The 15,214-nt window shown below is 67.0% G+C and carries 15 protein-coding genes and 2 pseudogenes; 6 read left to right on the top strand and 11 right to left on the bottom strand.

The features are described 5' to 3' along the window. Positions 1-88: 88 nt before the first annotated feature. From PH203_RS48790 to PH203_RS48760, 7 genes are all read right to left on the bottom strand, one after another. Positions 89-835 (bottom strand): ATP-binding protein, encoded by a 747-nt coding sequence (locus tag PH203_RS48790; protein ID WP_289929343.1) that lies wholly within the window; start codon positions 833-835, stop codon positions 89-91. Continuing rightward, positions 832-2,430 (bottom strand): IS21 family transposase, encoded by a 1,599-nt coding sequence (gene istA / locus PH203_RS48785; RefSeq protein ID WP_289929340.1) that lies wholly within the window; start codon positions 2,428-2,430, stop codon positions 832-834. Before istA ends, PH203_RS48790 begins: the two co-directional genes overlap by 4 nt. A gap of 401 nt (positions 2,431-2,831) precedes the next feature. Further along, complete coding sequence (locus tag PH203_RS48780) at positions 2,832-3,263, bottom strand: Imm1 family immunity protein (RefSeq protein WP_289929339.1); 432 nt, start codon at positions 3,261-3,263, stop codon at positions 2,832-2,834. 71 nt (positions 3,264-3,334) lie between these two features. After that, complete coding sequence (locus PH203_RS48775; protein WP_289929338.1) at positions 3,335-3,601, bottom strand: hypothetical protein; 267 nt, start codon at positions 3,599-3,601, stop codon at positions 3,335-3,337. 22 nt (positions 3,602-3,623) lie between these two features. Next, a complete protein-coding gene (locus PH203_RS48770) occupies positions 3,624-3,800 on the bottom strand; it encodes a TfuA-like protein (RefSeq protein ID WP_289929337.1) in 177 nt (58 codons plus the stop codon). Positions 3,801-4,076: 276 nt separating this feature from the next. Next, positions 4,077-4,202 carry a hypothetical protein gene (locus PH203_RS48765; protein WP_289929335.1) on the bottom strand — a complete coding sequence of 42 codons (126 nt, stop codon included), beginning with the start codon at positions 4,200-4,202 and terminating at the stop codon, positions 4,077-4,079. A 1,042-nt stretch (positions 4,203-5,244) separates the two neighbouring features. Beyond that, on the bottom strand, positions 5,245-5,661 hold the full coding sequence (locus tag PH203_RS48760) for an ATP-binding protein (RefSeq protein ID WP_289929333.1): 417 nt from the start codon (positions 5,659-5,661) through the stop codon (positions 5,245-5,247). Positions 5,662-5,936: 275 nt separating this feature from the next. Between PH203_RS48760 and PH203_RS48755 the strand changes: the two genes are divergently transcribed. Both PH203_RS48755 and PH203_RS48750 read left to right on the top strand, forming a co-directional pair. Then, the gene (locus PH203_RS48755; RefSeq protein ID WP_289929332.1) at positions 5,937-7,160 is read left to right on the top strand and encodes a helix-turn-helix transcriptional regulator; all 1,224 of its coding nucleotides are present in this window, start codon (positions 5,937-5,939) and stop codon (positions 7,158-7,160) included. Further along, positions 7,145-7,675: a GNAT family N-acetyltransferase gene (locus PH203_RS48750; RefSeq protein ID WP_289929330.1), complete on the top strand. Its 531-nt coding sequence runs from the start codon at positions 7,145-7,147 to the stop codon at positions 7,673-7,675. The genes PH203_RS48755 and PH203_RS48750 overlap by 16 nt, the downstream gene beginning before the upstream one ends. Before the next feature lie 22 nt (positions 7,676-7,697). Here the strand turns inward: PH203_RS48750 and PH203_RS48745 are convergent, their stop codons facing one another. Next, positions 7,698-8,558 (bottom strand): hypothetical protein, encoded by an 861-nt coding sequence (locus tag PH203_RS48745; protein WP_289929329.1) that lies wholly within the window; start codon positions 8,556-8,558, stop codon positions 7,698-7,700. A gap of 408 nt (positions 8,559-8,966) precedes the next feature. Between PH203_RS48745 and PH203_RS48740 the strand changes: the two genes are divergently transcribed. Then, positions 8,967-9,752: a DUF1963 domain-containing protein gene (locus tag PH203_RS48740; RefSeq protein WP_289929328.1), complete on the top strand. Its 786-nt coding sequence runs from the start codon at positions 8,967-8,969 to the stop codon at positions 9,750-9,752. Positions 9,753-9,886: 134 nt separating this feature from the next. Here PH203_RS48740 and PH203_RS48735 read toward each other — a convergent pair. Then, a pseudogene (locus PH203_RS48735) lies at positions 9,887-10,291 on the bottom strand (NUDIX domain-containing protein); the annotation flags it as partial. Positions 10,292-10,458: 167 nt separating this feature from the next. Further along, positions 10,459-11,172, bottom strand: a complete 714-nt coding sequence (locus PH203_RS48730; RefSeq protein WP_289929327.1) for a hypothetical protein — start codon at positions 11,170-11,172, stop codon at positions 10,459-10,461. A gap of 125 nt (positions 11,173-11,297) precedes the next feature. Here PH203_RS48730 and PH203_RS48725 point away from each other — a divergent pair, with 125 nt between their 5' ends. The 3 genes from PH203_RS48725 to PH203_RS48715 all read left to right on the top strand — a co-directional run bounded on the left by PH203_RS48725 (position 11,298) and on the right by PH203_RS48715 (position 14,712). Next, the gene (locus tag PH203_RS48725) at positions 11,298-12,386 is read left to right on the top strand and encodes a hypothetical protein (protein ID WP_289929326.1); all 1,089 of its coding nucleotides are present in this window, start codon (positions 11,298-11,300) and stop codon (positions 12,384-12,386) included. Positions 12,387-12,488: 102 nt separating this feature from the next. After that, on the top strand, positions 12,489-12,635 hold the full coding sequence (locus PH203_RS48720) for a hypothetical protein (RefSeq protein WP_289929324.1): 147 nt from the start codon (positions 12,489-12,491) through the stop codon (positions 12,633-12,635). 403 nt (positions 12,636-13,038) lie between these two features. Continuing rightward, positions 13,039-14,712: a glycosyltransferase family A protein gene (locus PH203_RS48715; protein WP_289929323.1), complete on the top strand. Its 1,674-nt coding sequence runs from the start codon at positions 13,039-13,041 to the stop codon at positions 14,710-14,712. 191 nt (positions 14,713-14,903) lie between these two features. Here PH203_RS48715 and PH203_RS48710 read toward each other — a convergent pair. Next, positions 14,904-15,128, bottom strand: a pseudogene (locus PH203_RS48710) (aminoglycoside phosphotransferase family protein); the annotation flags it as partial. Between the last annotated feature and the right edge of the window lie 86 nt (positions 15,129-15,214).

Genomic DNA, 15,214 nt, shown 5'->3' with positions numbered 1-15,214 from the left:
GATCAAGTCGGGCGGCAGATGAACCTCGGCCTGGCTCCGAGCGGGCCGACTCCCCCTTAGCGCCTGATCATCAATTGCGGGACGGGCCTTAGGCCGCTTGTTCGGGCGGTAGCTGGGCCCGTTCATGATCACCTGATGGCTGGTGTTGATGAGCCGGTCCAGGAGGGACTCGGCGACGACGGGGTTGGGGAAGAGGGTTGGGGAAGAGGGGATACCAGTCGCTGGGCGCCCTGTTGCTGGTGATGATCAGAGACCGTCCCTGCCGCTCGGAGACGAGTTCGTAGAGGTCGTCGGCCTGGGCCGCAGACAGCTGGCGCACGGCGAAGTCGTCGAGGATGAGGACGTCGGGGCGCACGAGTTCGCGGACGCGTTTCTCCCATGTGCGGTCCGCGTGGCCGCCGGCGAGGTCAGCGAGGATGCGGCTGGTCTTGGCGAAGCGGACGTGGGCGCCCTGGCGGACGGCGAGGTGGCCGAGGGCCTGGGCGATGTGCGTCTTGCCGACGCCGACGAGGCCGAAGAGGATGACCGATTCGCCGGCGTGGAGCCAGCGCAGGGCTCCCAGGTCGCGGATCTGGGCGGCGGGCAGTTTCGAGGAGGCGGTGAAGTCGAACTCCTCCAGGGTGACCTGCTGCTCGAACTTAGCCCGCTGCAAGCGCCGTTGGAACGCGACAGTCTCCCGGCGGGTGATCTCGTCCTGACAGAGGACCTGGAGGAAGTCAAGGTGGCCGAGCTCGCCACCGTGGGCCTGGGCGAGGCGAGCGTCGAGGGTCTCCAGCATGCCTGACAGCCGCAGGGCCTTGAGCGACTCCCGCAGGGCGGCGTCCATCACGGTCATCGGGCTTCCACCTCGGCTTCGTCGTGCACCTGGTCGTCGTGGTCGTCATCCGTCGCGTCGGGGGTCGCGACGGTGGCGAAGAGCCGGGCGGGGCCGTGCAGGAAGGCCGCAGCCCCGGCATCACCGCTGGTCTCGGGCTCGGGGTCGGTTTCGGTGCCAGCGATGAGGATGCCCTTGATGGTGCGGTAGGACGGGTCGCCAACCGCGATGGCCCTCGCGCAGGCGGCCTCCAGACGCGTGTCGCCGTACTTCTTCCGCAGCCCGAGGACCCCCTGGGCAGCGCGGAGCCTATAGAGGACGTTGACCTCCAGCAGCTGGTCGACGACTTCGCGGCAGGCGTCGCCGACCTCGGACGCCTGGCTGCGGCACCAGACCGGCGTCCGCATCTGAAAGGCGATCTTCTCTGGCGGATAGTCGCTCTTGTCGGTGCGTTTGCCCTGGTCAAGGGCTGCGTGGGTCTTGACGAGCTGGCCGTCGTGGAAGACCTGGACCATCGTGGCGGTCGAGTGGACGTCGACGCGGCGGCCGATCAGCTTCCACGGAACCGAGTAGAGGGTGCGGCCGACCTTGATGTGGATGTCCGGGCTGACCGTGGCCGTCGACCAGCGGGCCAGCACGAACGGAGTCGGCGGCAGAGGCAGCAGTTCGGCCGCCTCCAACGCGTCGAACACGGTCATCGGGGCGGCCCCGCCCAGCGGCCGGCACTTCCGCCGCCCGGCGACCTGCTGGCTCCAGGTCACGGCCTCGGCCTGCATGTGCTCGATCGAGGTGAACTCCCGGCCTCGCCAGAACGAGTCGCGGACATAGGGCATCGGCCGCTCGACCCGCGGCTTGTCCTTCGGCTTCGCCGCCCGGGCCGGATCGACCAACGCTCCGTAGCGCGTTGCGAGTTCGGCATACGCCTTGTTGATCTTCGGGTCGTAGAGGTCGGGCTTGTCGACGCCGGTTTTGAGGTTGTCCGGGACGAGCCGGCGCGGGACGCCGCCGAAGTAGCGGAAGGCCGCGACGTGCGCTTCCGTCCACGCGTGCTGGTCCAGGTGCAGCACCGGCCGGACAAACATGTGCCGCGAGCACGGCAGCACCATCACGAATGCCCAGATCCGGTGGCGTTTCCCGGTCCGCGGATTGATCCACTGCCCCAGGAAGCCGTAGTCGATCTGGGCCTCCGAACCGGGCTCGATGTCGTCGCGCAACACTGTGACCTGCGACTTCGACACCTCGTCCGGAAGCGTCGCGTGCACCCATCGACGGAACGAGGAGATCGACACCTGCAGTTTGTGTTCGTCACGCAGGCGCTGGTGGATCGTCGAGACGGTCACCGTCCCGAGCAGGCTCTTGATGTAGTCGCGGTGCTGGTCGATGTCCGGCCAGGTCACCTGCCTCAGCCTTCTGTCGATGAGCCCCGGGAACCACTCCTTGATCAGCTTCGACCAGTCGGACTCGCTCATCGGCGGGCCGCCCGGGCTGATCCCGGACGCTTCCGCCGGCGCCAGGTACTTCCTGACCGTCTTGCGGTCCACCCCGAGCGACGCAGCCAGCTCACTCTTCGAGCGGCCCGCGTACCAGTGGACGTAGATCTCGGTGATGTCGACCACGACGAACGTTCTCCTCGCCATCCGGGCTGCCCATCGGCCATCCGAACCACGGGACGAGGAACTTGACCAGCTCCGCGACGACCAGGTCCCTCGATCCCGACCTCCGCGCTACCCATGGCCAATTAGGAGAATTCGGGATGGGGAATTACATGACGCTCAAACCGCCCAACCTGGGGAAAAACTTGATCGTCGACAGGCGGGCGACCTCGCAAGATCGCCCGCCCAAAACAACCTCATTGCGTCCGGTCACGCACCCGTCCACCATCGTCTCGCAGTTGCGATCAGTACAATTCCGAGATCGCTGCGGCTTGACATTCGCAGATGCCGTACCTTTTCGGGATGCGGCCACCTGGCGATGTCGAGATGTTGCGAGCTACAGGAAGAACAGAAAGGATTTAGTCTCAGAACTCTGGTTCGCGCCATTCAACGCACGTCGGGCGTTGACCGCCGGACAGCACGAACTCCTTAACTGCCTGCCGCACTACAGAAATCGGCACCTCAGCATAGGCAGGATAATCTCGCCTGTGCTGGACGAAGAAGTAGGCGACCTCGCCCTCAAGTGTCGAATCGCCGATCGAGTCGGCATTGCCGTTTTCATCCCTGATACTTACGATTCCGAGATTTCGACTCCGGCTAATTCCGACAGTAAACTCGTGATCAGGGAATCCGGCCAGCTCTGGCCGCGCCAAGCTGCACAGCTTAGCGGTATTTTCGAACTCCGGGCCCGAAAGCAGATCATCGATCATGTTGTCCACATCATCCGCCGTCCGGAGGATCTTCCGGTCTTTCGCGTGCTCGTCGCGATAGAACGCCTCGGTGCAATTGTCCGCCATTAGGACGCACCCCTCCGAATGTTTGGGAATTAAACCCACCCTTTCCATTGGGCCATACTACAGTAAGCGTCTTACTGCCCAGCATGGGGGTCAGTAATGATCGGCACCCCATCTTCCCTGGGCATGCCCCCTGGGTGATTTATGTGCCTTGCTGCGTCATCCACATTGTCGCGGATCATCATTGCGACCACCTTGGATTGGGCATGATCCGCCATATGTGCCACCCCCTTTCCTAGGGGGACGCCAGCCTCCCTGAGGGTCTCATTGACTATCTTGATCAATTCCTTGTCAATCAGCCTCTGCCCGCTCGTCGCGGCGTAGATCGTTCCGTTCTCCACGATCGCAATACCTCTAGTGTGGCTAACTCCCGGCTTGAAATTGCAGCCCGTAAGGCGCGCCGAGACTGGCGGCTCCGATGACGCGCACCCCGCGGACGAGGAGGGCAAGGATCTCCTTGTGCCGCAGGGCGGGGACCTGGTGGTAGAGGCCGTCGAGGAGGACGACGGTGTCGGTGTCCGCGATCGCCGCATCGAACAAGTCGCCATGTGGAACGGGCGGTCGGCGGCGCACGGACCGGTGGGCGAGAAGCGCCTCGTACGGGGGAAGGGGGGCCGACGAATACGTGAATGGTCCTGGCTCTCAAGTGCCCAGGGTTGAGGACGAATAGGTTGGAGGGGGAAGTGCCCCTCGACGCACGGGCGTTGAGGGGCACCGCTCGTGGCGTGGCGGCCGTCCCGGAGGGACGCAGCGTGATCCGGTGCCGGTCACTTCACCGGGTGAGGTACCGGATCACGTTGGTGCCACGGATTCCGGTCAGGGGCCCTCGTCCTCGACGTCCTCGATCCGCACAGTGCCGGATGGCACGGCGATGTCGCCGAGACGCACGCTCGGGGTCCGGTGGGCCGCGGCTGCGGTCGCGGACTTCGACAGGTGCTCCATGACAGGCCCTCCCTTCTTTACTCGGTACTGCGGCCCGGACGGTTGCCCGGTGCCGGTAGTCGCACCGCGCCCTGCGGGTGCGGTGGTCGTGCCCGGACCTCGCCGGTGCTGCTGGTTGAGGCCGGCTTCCCGTCCGCCGGAACGGGCAGTTGGAGACCCGGCGCCGAGCCAGTCAGCGCCGGTGGTACGGGGCCAGCGAGGTGTCAGCCGATTCGCAGGCCTTGCAGCAGGGCAAAGCCGAAGGCTCCGACGAGGGCGACCAGCGCCATAGGAATCGCGGTGTGGGTGAGCCGGCTGCGCGGCGATGGCTTCGGGGGCGCACTCATGTGCGGCTGCCGCGGTGCTCGTCGACGAGGCGCTCGCCCTCCGTACAGGCCTGGACCGGCATCTGCGCGGCCGCGGCCGGGTGCCGAAGTGCTGGTGTCGAGGGCCGGGGCCACTCCCCCGATCAGGGCGGGTCGTCCTCGCTGGCGATGCGGGACGTGCTGCATCTGGCTGCAGCGCCATCGTGCGTGACGCGGACTTCCTCCCAGCCCAGCTGGTTACGGAAGTAGGCGACGAGTGCGGTACCGGGCACCGTGGCGCGCACTCAGTGCAGGCGAGGGCCCGGGCGGCGGGCAGCAAAGTCAAGCGCCCACAGGGTCATCAGGCGAGTGAGACCTTTGCCCTGCTGATCGGGATGGGTGTGCAGCGCGGACAGTGCCAGGGACAGCTCGGCGCGCTCGCTCGGTCCATCCGAACGGGAGGGTGGCGTGCAGGACAACGCAGCCGACGACGGCACTGTCCTTCGTGAGCAGCATCAATGCCACGTCCACGCCGGGATTGCCCATCAGATGACGGACAGCGATGCGGTCCGCGGGTAACAGACCGCTCCGATTGGCCCACCGTTTACGCACCGTGTGCAGGTCCCGGACGGCTGAGCTGTCGTGTTCGGTGTACGGGCGGATCTCGTACATGAACGTCCCGTCTCGTGGAAGGTAGTCGTGCTGCAGATGGCTTGCGGAACACGTGTTGCGGCGCAAGCAGGTCGGCGGGCAGAACCTCACCGCGGGGCCGGCACCTCCAGCTCAGCCCAGACGACCTTGCCCCAGCGGTGGCGGTCGTAGCCCCACCTGCTGCTCAGCGCATCAACCAGCAACAGGCCTCGCCCTCCTTCAGAGTTCTGGTCGGGTCTGTCCACCTCGGGTACGTCTCGACAGGTGTCGACAACGCCGATACGTACGCTCCTCTTCGTCGGACGCGTGACCAGTACGCGAACAGTGCGGCACCGGGTGTGCTCGATGGTGTTGTTGATGAGCTCAGCCACGATCTGCACTCCCGCTTCGGTCAACTCGCCTGTCCCCCAGGTGTGCAGAGCGGCCGAAACGAGCAGCCTGGCGCGGCGAGCGGATTCGGGCTCGCACACAAACGTCTCGGTGTAGCCGGGAGCGTCGATCGCAGAAGGTCGGGCGGCGGTCATGGTCACAACATCCCTTCGGGGTGGACGCCCACCCCGACGGGTTTGCGCCGGGGCGGGCTCTCCTCCATGCCGTCGAGGGAAGGGGAGATTGCGGACCTCAACGGGCTGATACCGAGTTAACGACCTGTGACCCGTGAGGAACAGGAAACGTCGTGCTCTGACAGCGCGTCCCGGACCGGAAGACTTTACGCTCCCGTGACCTGAGCTCTGGATCGGTCGGTGCCCAGCGGTCTACGGTCGGGGGCATGGGAGCGAATGCCGTCCTCAGGAGCCGTATGGAGGAACTCGGGCTCACTCAGGACGAATTGGCTGGCCGGATGAACACTGCGCTGGCAGAGATCACCGGCCGCCCCGGTGAAGTCTCGGCCCGCACGGTCCGCAACCTGCTCAACGGAACGTCCCGCCGGCCCATCGGACGTACCTGCGCGGCGCTGGAGCGGGTGTTCGACTGCCCCATCGAGGACTTAGGGTTCAGCGCACCACGCAGCATGCACTACCCGCAGGAGGCCCCTGTGCGGCGTCGCACCTTCATCGCCTCGGCCACCGGTACCGCGGCCGCCGCGGTGACCCTGGCCGCCCAGCGCCGCGCAGTCGGCATGTCAGACGTAGCCCGCGCAGCCGCCGGGATGAACGCGCTCGTTGAAGCCGACGACCGCCAAGGCGGTCACGCAGCCTTGGAGAAGGCAGCCGTGAAGGGCCGCAACGGAGTACTGGAGTTGCAGCAGCGCAACGCCAGCGAGGCCGTGCGCCGAGCCCTGTATGCACTGGCCGCCGAGTACTCCACCATCGCCGCGTGGTCCTGCATCGACGCCCGCAACCTGGACCATGCGCAACGGCACTTGAACGAGTCCGCAACGTACGCCGGCCTCTCCCAGGACGGCCCCACCGAAATGCGGGTCTGGGTCAACCTGTCCATGCTTGCCTACCAGCGGCAAAACTGGCCGGACGCGCTCGCGGCAGCCCAGGCGGCACAAGCCACTTCAGCCGCCCGACGCGACCCGTTCTTCGACTCGCTCGGTCGCGTCCGCGCCGCGCTCGCCTACGCGGCACTAGGTGATGGCCGCACCGCTGCACGGACCCTCGGATCGGCTCAGGACGCCTTCGCCAAGACACCGGAACACGAACGTCCGCGCTGGACGGCCTTCTACGGCGGGGCCGAACTCGACCACCTCGCCGCCATCGTCCACTACCACACCGGGCACCACACCCATGCCGAAGCCATGGCACATCGCGCCCTGGCCAAGATCCCGACAGCCTTCCGGCGCAACAGGGCCCTCGCGACGGCCCAGCTCGCCCTCGCACAACTACACCAAGGCGACGCCGCACAAGCCACAGCGACAGCATCCGACGTCTTCACCATCATGGGCACCGACACCCTGCCCGGCCGGATGCGCACGCTCATCGGCGACTTCCACCGCGGCCTGTTCGCACTGTCCCCCTCCGCCTCCTACGCACGAGCCTGGGCAGACCGCATGCGGACCGAATGGAGCCGAGCGTGACCGACCTGCGTCATTACCAGCACGGAGACTTCCCCGAAGGCTTCCGACAGATGCTCATCGACATCCACGCCGACGCCTACGCGGACCAGATGGACGACCCATTCCACCAGCGCTTCGCCTGGTTCGTTGACCACTGGAGCAGCATGGCGGGCTTCTCCTGTGTCGTCACCTACGACGAAAACGAACCGGTCGGCTTCGCCTACGGCGCCCCCCTCACGCCCGGCCGCGAGTGGTGGCGCTCCACCGACTACGAACCGGACAACGGTTACACCTCGACCTACGCCGTGTCCGAGGTGATGGTGCGCCCCGGCTGGCGCAAGAAGGGCATCTCCGAGCGCCTGCACGAAGCACTGCTGAAAGAGCGCACCGAAGACCTCGCCGTACTCCTCGTCGACGTGACCCACCCTAAAGTGCAGGAACTCTACGAAGCATGGGAGTACGCCAAAGTCGGTGAACAACAGCCCTTCGCCGACTCCCCCGTCTACGCAGTCATGATCAAGAACCTGCGGAACTGACTTAGTCGGTGGTTCCTACTGATCACTCTGAGCCGTCCTGACCGGGCTCGTAGGGCGGGATCATCCAGCGCATCGTTGTCCGGCCCATGGGCCCAGGCTGAAGAGTCACGGGATAGACCTGTCCGAAGCGCCGTTCGCCGCGATGTCGCATCGAGTGGTCGCCGCTGTCCCAGTTGATCCCCAGAACGGAGCAGTCAGCGACCTCGATGGCCCCGATCTGAAGCGGGTGGGTCCAACTCGCGCGGTTGAAGCGGTGGAAGTCGGTATGCTCATCGACTGCAACCATGACGCCCCGGCCCTGTTCGTCGCCTTCCCAGTCGTTGAGGGCGTCGCCGAGCTTCTTGGCGTCATCGAGCGGGAGGTCGAGCCACCCTCGCACTTGACCGCCGTGTCGCGGAATCAGTTCACCGCCGAACTGACGATTGGCGGCCTCCGCGTAACCTCCCCAGTAGGCGACATCGGCAAGACCGTCGGTTGATGGATGGCCGTCTCCGGTCCAGGAGTCCAGGGCAAGCGCGTCACCGAGCACCATGCCGCAACGGTCGACCGGTAGGTCGCCGAGGATGATCGGCTCGTCCCCTGCGGTGCCGGCCCATGGCAGACCGAGATCGATCTCAAGGACTGCGATGGTTGGTCCGCCGTCGAAGGGCGACGCCGCCGTGCTGGCCCGCACCGTCAATGGCCTGTCACTGGCGGCGCGAACTGCGGCCATCTCACACATCCAGTCGTGGACGCGTCCGCCGCCGACCGATGCCGCGGCACTTGCGCGCTCCGACAGGGGTTGGCCCAGCTGCGGCCAGTAGTCGATCCACGATGCCATCCCCAACACGAGGACTCCCGACGGCGCCGTCACGACTCCCAGGTCAATGTCAGTCTCAGCCATCCGGCGATTGAACCTTCCTTTTGCTCTCAGGATCAAGGTCCGGCCGGTCAGCGCCTGTGGTCACCCGGGCGTACCGGCGGCAGCTGCCGCCAAGTACAGTGTCAGGTGGCGACGGAGATGATCGGAGCCAAGACCGCGCGGTCATCGCACCACCTGGATGGGCAACCCCCGTAGACGCGCCACCAAACTCAGCCCAGAACGCCGCGCCCATCTCGACGCCCTCGGCATGCGCTGGTGACCCTGCTGACGCCCTTGGGCCCTCTCCCCCGGCGCGCTGCCCTTCGGCACCGGTTTGGTGCCACCGGGCTGCCGTTCGGCCGAACTCACGCCCGCAGGCAGGTAACTGTGCTTTCAGGGACGTGAGTTGAGGATCAGTCGGTGTCAGTGGGTCCTGGCATGATCGAGGTCATGACTACTTCGATCGTGGAAGAGGTCGTTCTGCGGACGGCCGAGAAGCATGGCGTTCCCGCGGCCGTGGCACAGGAGCTGCTTGTCAGCTCCCGGCCGTGCCTGCACTTGGTTCCCTTCCAGAGCCTGACGCTCGCCCAACAGGAAGCGGCCCGTCCTGTTGCGCGCACGGGAGGCGTCCCCAGCCTGCCGGAGGGCGTCAACTGGCCCGATGGGTGCGAGCCTCTGACGCTGACCGTCGACTGCGCCGCAATCCCTCGTGACGTCCTGGACATCCGGCTCCCGTCCGACGGCAGCCTGTTGTTCTTCACCGAGATCGAGTACGAGCCGGAGTCCTCGGTGGTGCTGCATGTCCCTGCCGGCGTGCGAACCACAGAACGCGCGGCGACATATGAGCTTGATGGGGAGCTGGGGCAGATCAGGGTCTACCAGCCGGATGTTCTGTATTCGGTGCCGGGGCTGACCGTGGCGCCCGATTGGCGTGACGCCCAGGCGACCAGTGCGTTCCTGGACGGGGACGCGGATCGGGACGACGTCCTGGACGACTTTGAGGACGCCCTGCGCGACGCGGCAGCGGGCGGCGCCTCACATGGAGTCTCTGTCCAACTGGGCGGTTTCTCCAGCCCGTGGCAGTCGGCACCGGACGAGGGGGACCTCGTGCTCCTGGCGCAGATACACGGTCAGTCGATCGACTACAACGTCTACACCCAGACGCTGATCGTCGGCACCCGTAAGGACATCGCCGAGGGCGTGTATGAAGCCCTGCAGTTCGAGCAGCAGGTCTGAACGTGAACAAAGCCAGTGCGCTCGACGCGCAACTGGCTGCGAACGCCGAGCAGATGCGGAGAGCAGTCGAGGAAGCATGCCTGGACACCCCGGGGATCGGCCCGGTGCTGGCCGCCGACTGGTCGCCCGCATGGGGCGAGGCCGACGTCGACCAGCGATGACCGGCGCAGACGGGCGACATCGGGAACCAGAGTCCAGACCGACTCGGCGATCTCACCGTTAGGCTCCGGACGCAGCCGGCCGCCGGTGATACGAACCTGGTAAAAGACGCCCACATTCTGATGCTCCGGTCCGCCGGGGACGGCACGTTCGGCCGCCGGGATCACCCGGGAGTCCACGCCCAACAGGCGCTCGACCACCGCATCACAGCCGGTCTCCTCAGCGACCTCCCGGATCACCGCGTCGAACGGATCCTCCGCATGCTCGACCCTGCCACCCGGAAGGGTCCAGGTACTCTCGCCCTTCGGCGGCACGTGACGGGCGAGCAGTACCCGCCCGCCCTCGATGCACACGGCGTAGGCCGCCAGCCGGAAACTCATTCCCCCGCACCCCCCACCAGACCCTATCCCGACGCCCGAGAGCCATTCAGCACCAAGAACGCAGAGCGGAGCCAGATCAACTTCCTTACGCTTACAGCCACTTCAGTACCGTGCAGTGGAACCCAAAGAAGTGCCTACAGACACCTGCGCCGCGCTCTTGGTGATCGTCAGTCGTACAGCCACTGCTCCCAGGCTTTGCGGCCGGTCAAGGCGGTGGCGGGGATGCCCCACTCGGTCAACGCGCCGGGGTACACGCGCTCGTAAACCGTGTTGTAGGCGCTGGCGAAGACAGGGTCGCCGAGCAGCCACGGCGCCGGAGCGTGGTCGAGGCCGAGGTCGGCGAAGCCGTCTTCGTAGCGGATGCGGCCGTGCAAGAGTCCGCGCTCGAGCATGGTGTTCCAGCCTCGCCCGACACGCTGGACTTCGGGCATGCCCTTGGCGGTGTCGATGACGGAAGCGACCTCGAACCGGCGGGGCCGGATACGGGCATAGAGCTTCGCGACCATCCAGCGCAGGCCCAAGATACGAAAAGGGTGAGCGCGATGGGCGCCGCCCGAGGAGACCTTGTAGAGCGGCCCAGCGGGCCCGTTGATCACGCCGAGGGAGACCCCGGGCTCCTCGGCAAGGTGGCGGCGGAGGAACACGGCGAGCTGCTCGGGCTCGGCGGTGAGCAGTTCGCGGATGGCGCGGGATATCCAGCTGGAACCGCGCGCCACCCCGGACCGGTCGAAGTCGTCCCAGACGCACTCCAGGACATCCAACTCCTCGCCGGCCAACACTCGTCGGCCGTCCCCGAGGACCAGGAACGGGCCGCCGTGGCGTATCGACGCGTGGAGAATGACCGTGGGCACGGCGGGTGACGAGGAGGTCCATGGTGTCATCCACAAGACCGTCGTCTGCGGTCGGTGCCGCCTCGGCCGGGCGCTCACGGGCGAACGCCTCGGCTTCTGGGCGGGTCTTGCGCAGCATGTCCAGGGACCGTGCTGCTGGAACAGGGAGGAAACGAGTGGCTGCACTCAAGGGGCCCGGCAAGCCGGATCAGAACATCGAGTTGGCGGCCGCAGCGGGCGACCCGGGAGCGATGAGGGTGCTGGGCCAGTACCTGCAGACCGCTCCCGAGCCGTGCACCGACCGGGTGGAGACTGAACGGTGGCTGCTCGCCGCGGCCGAGGCCGGAGATCCGGAGGCGATGTTCGAACTGGCGTGGGTCTGTCGTGAACGGGCCGATGACGACGCCTGGACAAGCTGGTGCCGACGCGCTGCGGAGGCAGGCTGGGTTGGCGCGATGCGCGCCATGGCTTCGATCACTGCAGGCACGGATGAGGAGGAATCCTGGCTCCGCCGGGCCGTCGGCTGCGGGGCCCGGCACGAGATGCTGCGCCTCGCCAACATGCTGGCGGGGAAAGGAGAGGCAACCCAAGCGGAGCAGTGGTATCACGCAGCCATCACCCACGGTCTTGCCTCCGCACACCATGACCTTGCCTCCTTCCTGATCGCACAGAACCGTCCGGCCGAAGCCGAGGAATATGTAAAGGCAGAGGCACAGGCAGGCTCCCGGGCAGCCGCCAGACGACTGGCCGAGGCCCTCGATCGGCTGGGCCGGGCCGACGAGGCCGCCCAGTGGCGCACGCGAGCCGAGACCTTGGCCCATCGGGGATACGGATCAGGTGTGCCGGCCGGGCCGGGCTGGGTCGAAGTGATCGTGACGGCCGTGGTCACCACCGCCCTCGTGCCGTTCGTCCAGGCGCTCGTGTCCAAGACCGCCGACGACGCCTACGGACACGCCCGGCAGTTCATCCAGCGCCTGGTGCGCCGAAACCGCACGACCAGCAACGACAGCAACGACAGCAACGACAGCAACGACGAAGACACACCATCTTCTCCGGCCGCCGTCGACGCCGACGCGGGCCTTGCCATCGTCCAGGACCCGGATGCAAACATTTCACTCGTCCTCTGGTCGAACGCCTCCGACGAAGCGCTGCGAGCCCTGTCGGCACTGGACATGAACGAACTGACGCTCCGAAGGCCCGACCAAGGACAGGTTCACCTGGTGTGGCATCCGGCATCCCGTACCTGGCACATCCGCGGCCAGTGATCTGACCCCGTCGCGGACTGCGCTGGAAGATCCGCCACGGGCGCGAATCATGGCAAGGAGCACACGTCGGGATGCGTTGTTCGTCCAAGCGGAGCTGGTCCCGTGGCCATTCGCAGGCCTACTCCGCATGCTCTCGCCCATCTCCTCACCGGTGGCGACCATGCGCGTAGCGAACTCGTGACGGGACGTCGGAAACTCGACTACCTGGCCGGGCTGTCGCTCGCCCTGCGGCTCTGGCAGCGCCGGTGACGTGGAACCGCAGGCGCACCTCGGTGCGCCTCCCCCGGGTCGGGTCCCGGCTCACCGCAGGCCAGCGACCCCAGCCGGGATCCCAGCGGACGGGTGGCAGCCACAGCAGGGCGCCTGCGCGGAAGTGCTTTGTGCCGTGCTGGAGTTCCAGGCGGCCCTCGCCGTGCAGGGTCTCGCGCGCCACGCTGGCCACCAGGCACCAGCCCAGCAGGCCGTCCGGCGTCTCGTCGTCAGTGGCTTCCTTGTCTGTCACACCGAGAATCTTGAGTTACGTAACCCAGCAAGAGCCACCCGTTTCCAATTGGACCGATCCGTTCCGTAAGTCAACTATCAAAGACCGCACAACTTCTTCCCAACAACACATGTCTGACGCAAAGACCGCAGGTGTTTTTTGGGGGAAAACTTGATCAAGGTAAGCGTTGTCGTACCGATCTACAACGCCGGTCCGTACGTTGAGCGTTGTGCGCCGTCGCTCGTCAACCAGAGCCTCGGAGCGGATGCTTACGAGGTCGTGTACGTCGATGACGGGTCGACGGACGACTCAGCCGAACGCCTTCGACGGCTGGCCGCCGCGCATCCTCACGTCCGGGTCTACGAGCAGGAGAACTCCGGCTGGCCGGGCAAGCCACGCAACGTCGGAGTCGATCGGGCGAGGGGGAAGTACGTCCAGTTCGTCGACCAGGACGACGAGTTGTCGTACGAGGCGCTGGAGCGGATGTACGCCCTGGCGGAGCGCAATGGCTCGGACATCGTGCTCGGGAAGGTCCACGGCACGATGCAGGGGCCCAGCAATGTGTTCAAGCGGACGGTCGAGCGGTGCACCGCCGCCGACGCGCCGCTCTTCGAGAGCCTGACTCCGCACAAGATGTTCCGCCGGGGCTTCCTGCGCGAGCACGCGATCCGCTTCCCGGAGGGGCGGGTCAGGCTGGAGGACCAGTTGTTCATGGCGCGCACCTATGTGCGGGCAAAGACAGTGTCGATACTCGGCGACTACCCCTGCTACCGCTGGAACCGGCGTGAGGACGGCGGCAACAACAGCAGCCGTCGGATCACCGCCGACGACTACTACGGCCACCTGGACAAGGTCGTGGAGGCGATCAAGGAGGGGACGGAGCCGGGCGAGCTCCAGAACCGGCTGCTGCGCCGCTCGTACCGGGTGGAGCTGCTCCGGCCGGTAAGCGAACCCCGGGTGCTCCGGCGGACCGGGAAGGATCTGGAGGAGTACTTCACCACCGTCCGCAGGATGGCGATGACCAGCTATCCACCGGGGGTGCGCGAGGGGCTCCCGGCGATCAGCGCGTTGCGTGCGGAGCTGCTCGTCCAGGACCGGTTGGACTCGCTGATCGAGCTCGCCCGGCGCACCGAGCGGATCAAGGCGCACGTCGAGGTGGACGACATGCGCTGGCGCAACGGCAAGCTGGTGATCCGGACCCGGATCGGCATGGTCAAGGCGGACGGCGAGCCGCTGACCGTCGTGGAGCGCGGCGGACGGATGCTGCTCGACCCCGAACTCCTCGACGGCATCCCGGGGGCTGAGGGCTGGGAGGTCCGCGATCCCTTCTCGCACGCGTACGGGGAGCTCATCGTGCACGACACCGCCGACAACCACTGGTGGTACCCCGACGGGGAGTTGACGCCGACCCTGGAGTCCCTCGGCGGCGACCGGCACCGGGTCGTGGTCGCCGGTGAGACGGTCATCGACCCGCTGACCCTCGCCGGCAACAACCCACTGGCGAGCGGTGCCCACCAGCTCTGGGCCAGCGGTCAGTTGCTGGGTGTCGGTCGCCGTCCGCGGCTGGCCACGGCACCGGGCCGCGCCCGCATCTCGCTGGGCGCCATCGCCGTGGGCACGCCACCGCGGCTCGTCTCCCCCACCTGGGCGGGCCCCGGCGGTCAGCTGCGGCTCACCGTCGGCGGCATCGGCCGGATCGGCACCACCCGCCGTGTCGTGCTGCGCACCGCCGCCGACCACCGACTGCGCCACGGCGTCCGCGAGGTCCTCCGGCACCTCCCGAACGGCATGCGCGACAACGTCCGCGCCGCGGCGCGCCGGGCGGAGCGCCGCATGCTGCGGTAGCCGTAGCGGGAAGGGGCCGGGGACAACAGACCGTGCGCCGGCCCGCCGGCTGACGTCGCCGTGCACTGGGCTCCGACCGGACAAACCGGTCGGAGCCCAGTGCATGCCAGGAGACAGGCGCAGCCCTACCCGCGTCCACGTCGCCGGAAGGCGACTCGCCTCCCGCCCGTCCAAGGAGCTTCTCGCCCCTGTCAGTCCGACAGTGCGGCCGTGAGCACCCCGCGCTGCGTGACCAGCCACGCCTGGATGCGGTCCCAACGCCGCCAACCGCCACGCTCGGACAGCGCCTGGACGAAGACCGGGTCGCCGTCGGCCACTCGGTCGGCGACGAAGGACCGGCAGGATGCGGTGGCCTGTTCGATGACGCCGGGGAGGCCGGCTCGTTCCTGCGGAGCCAGGCCGTAGCCGTCGCCCAGGGTTGAGGACGAATAGGTTGGAGGGGGAAGTGCCTCTCAACACACGGGCGTTGAGGGGCACCGCTCGTGGAGCGGTGGCCGTCCGG

Origin of the sequence: Streptomyces sp. S.PB5 (assembly GCF_030403745.1) — a bacterium.
GTDB lineage: Bacteria > Actinomycetota > Actinomycetes > Streptomycetales > Streptomycetaceae > Streptomyces.
The sequence above is the reverse complement of the archived record's forward strand: the minus strand, read 5'-3'. Positions and strand labels throughout refer to the sequence as shown.

Bases quoted from the DNA above. Each gene is read 5' to 3' on its own strand.
- PH203_RS48760 (WP_289929333.1), bottom strand. From the start codon at position 5,661: ATGACCGCCGCCCGACCTTCTGCGATCGACGCTCCCGGCTACACCGAG.
- PH203_RS48750 (WP_289929330.1), top strand. From the start codon at position 7,145: ATGGAGCCGAGCGTGACCGACCTGCGTCATTACCAGCACGGAGACTTC.
- PH203_RS48790 (WP_289929343.1), bottom strand. From the start codon at position 835: ATGACCGTGATGGACGCCGCCCTGCGGGAGTCGCTCAAGGCCCTGCGG.
- PH203_RS48740 (WP_289929328.1), top strand. From the start codon at position 8,967: ATGACTACTTCGATCGTGGAAGAGGTCGTTCTGCGGACGGCCGAGAAG.
- PH203_RS48730 (WP_289929327.1), bottom strand. From the start codon at position 11,172: ATGACACCATGGACCTCCTCGTCACCCGCCGTGCCCACGGTCATTCTC.
- PH203_RS48765 (WP_289929335.1), bottom strand. From the start codon at position 4,202: ATGGAGCACCTGTCGAAGTCCGCGACCGCAGCCGCGGCCCACCGGACC.
- PH203_RS48780 (WP_289929339.1), bottom strand. From the start codon at position 3,263: ATGGCGGACAATTGCACCGAGGCGTTCTATCGCGACGAGCACGCGAAA.
- PH203_RS48755 (WP_289929332.1), top strand. From the start codon at position 5,937: ATGGAGGAACTCGGGCTCACTCAGGACGAATTGGCTGGCCGGATGAAC.
- PH203_RS48745 (WP_289929329.1), bottom strand. From the start codon at position 8,558: ATGGCTGAGACTGACATTGACCTGGGAGTCGTGACGGCGCCGTCGGGA.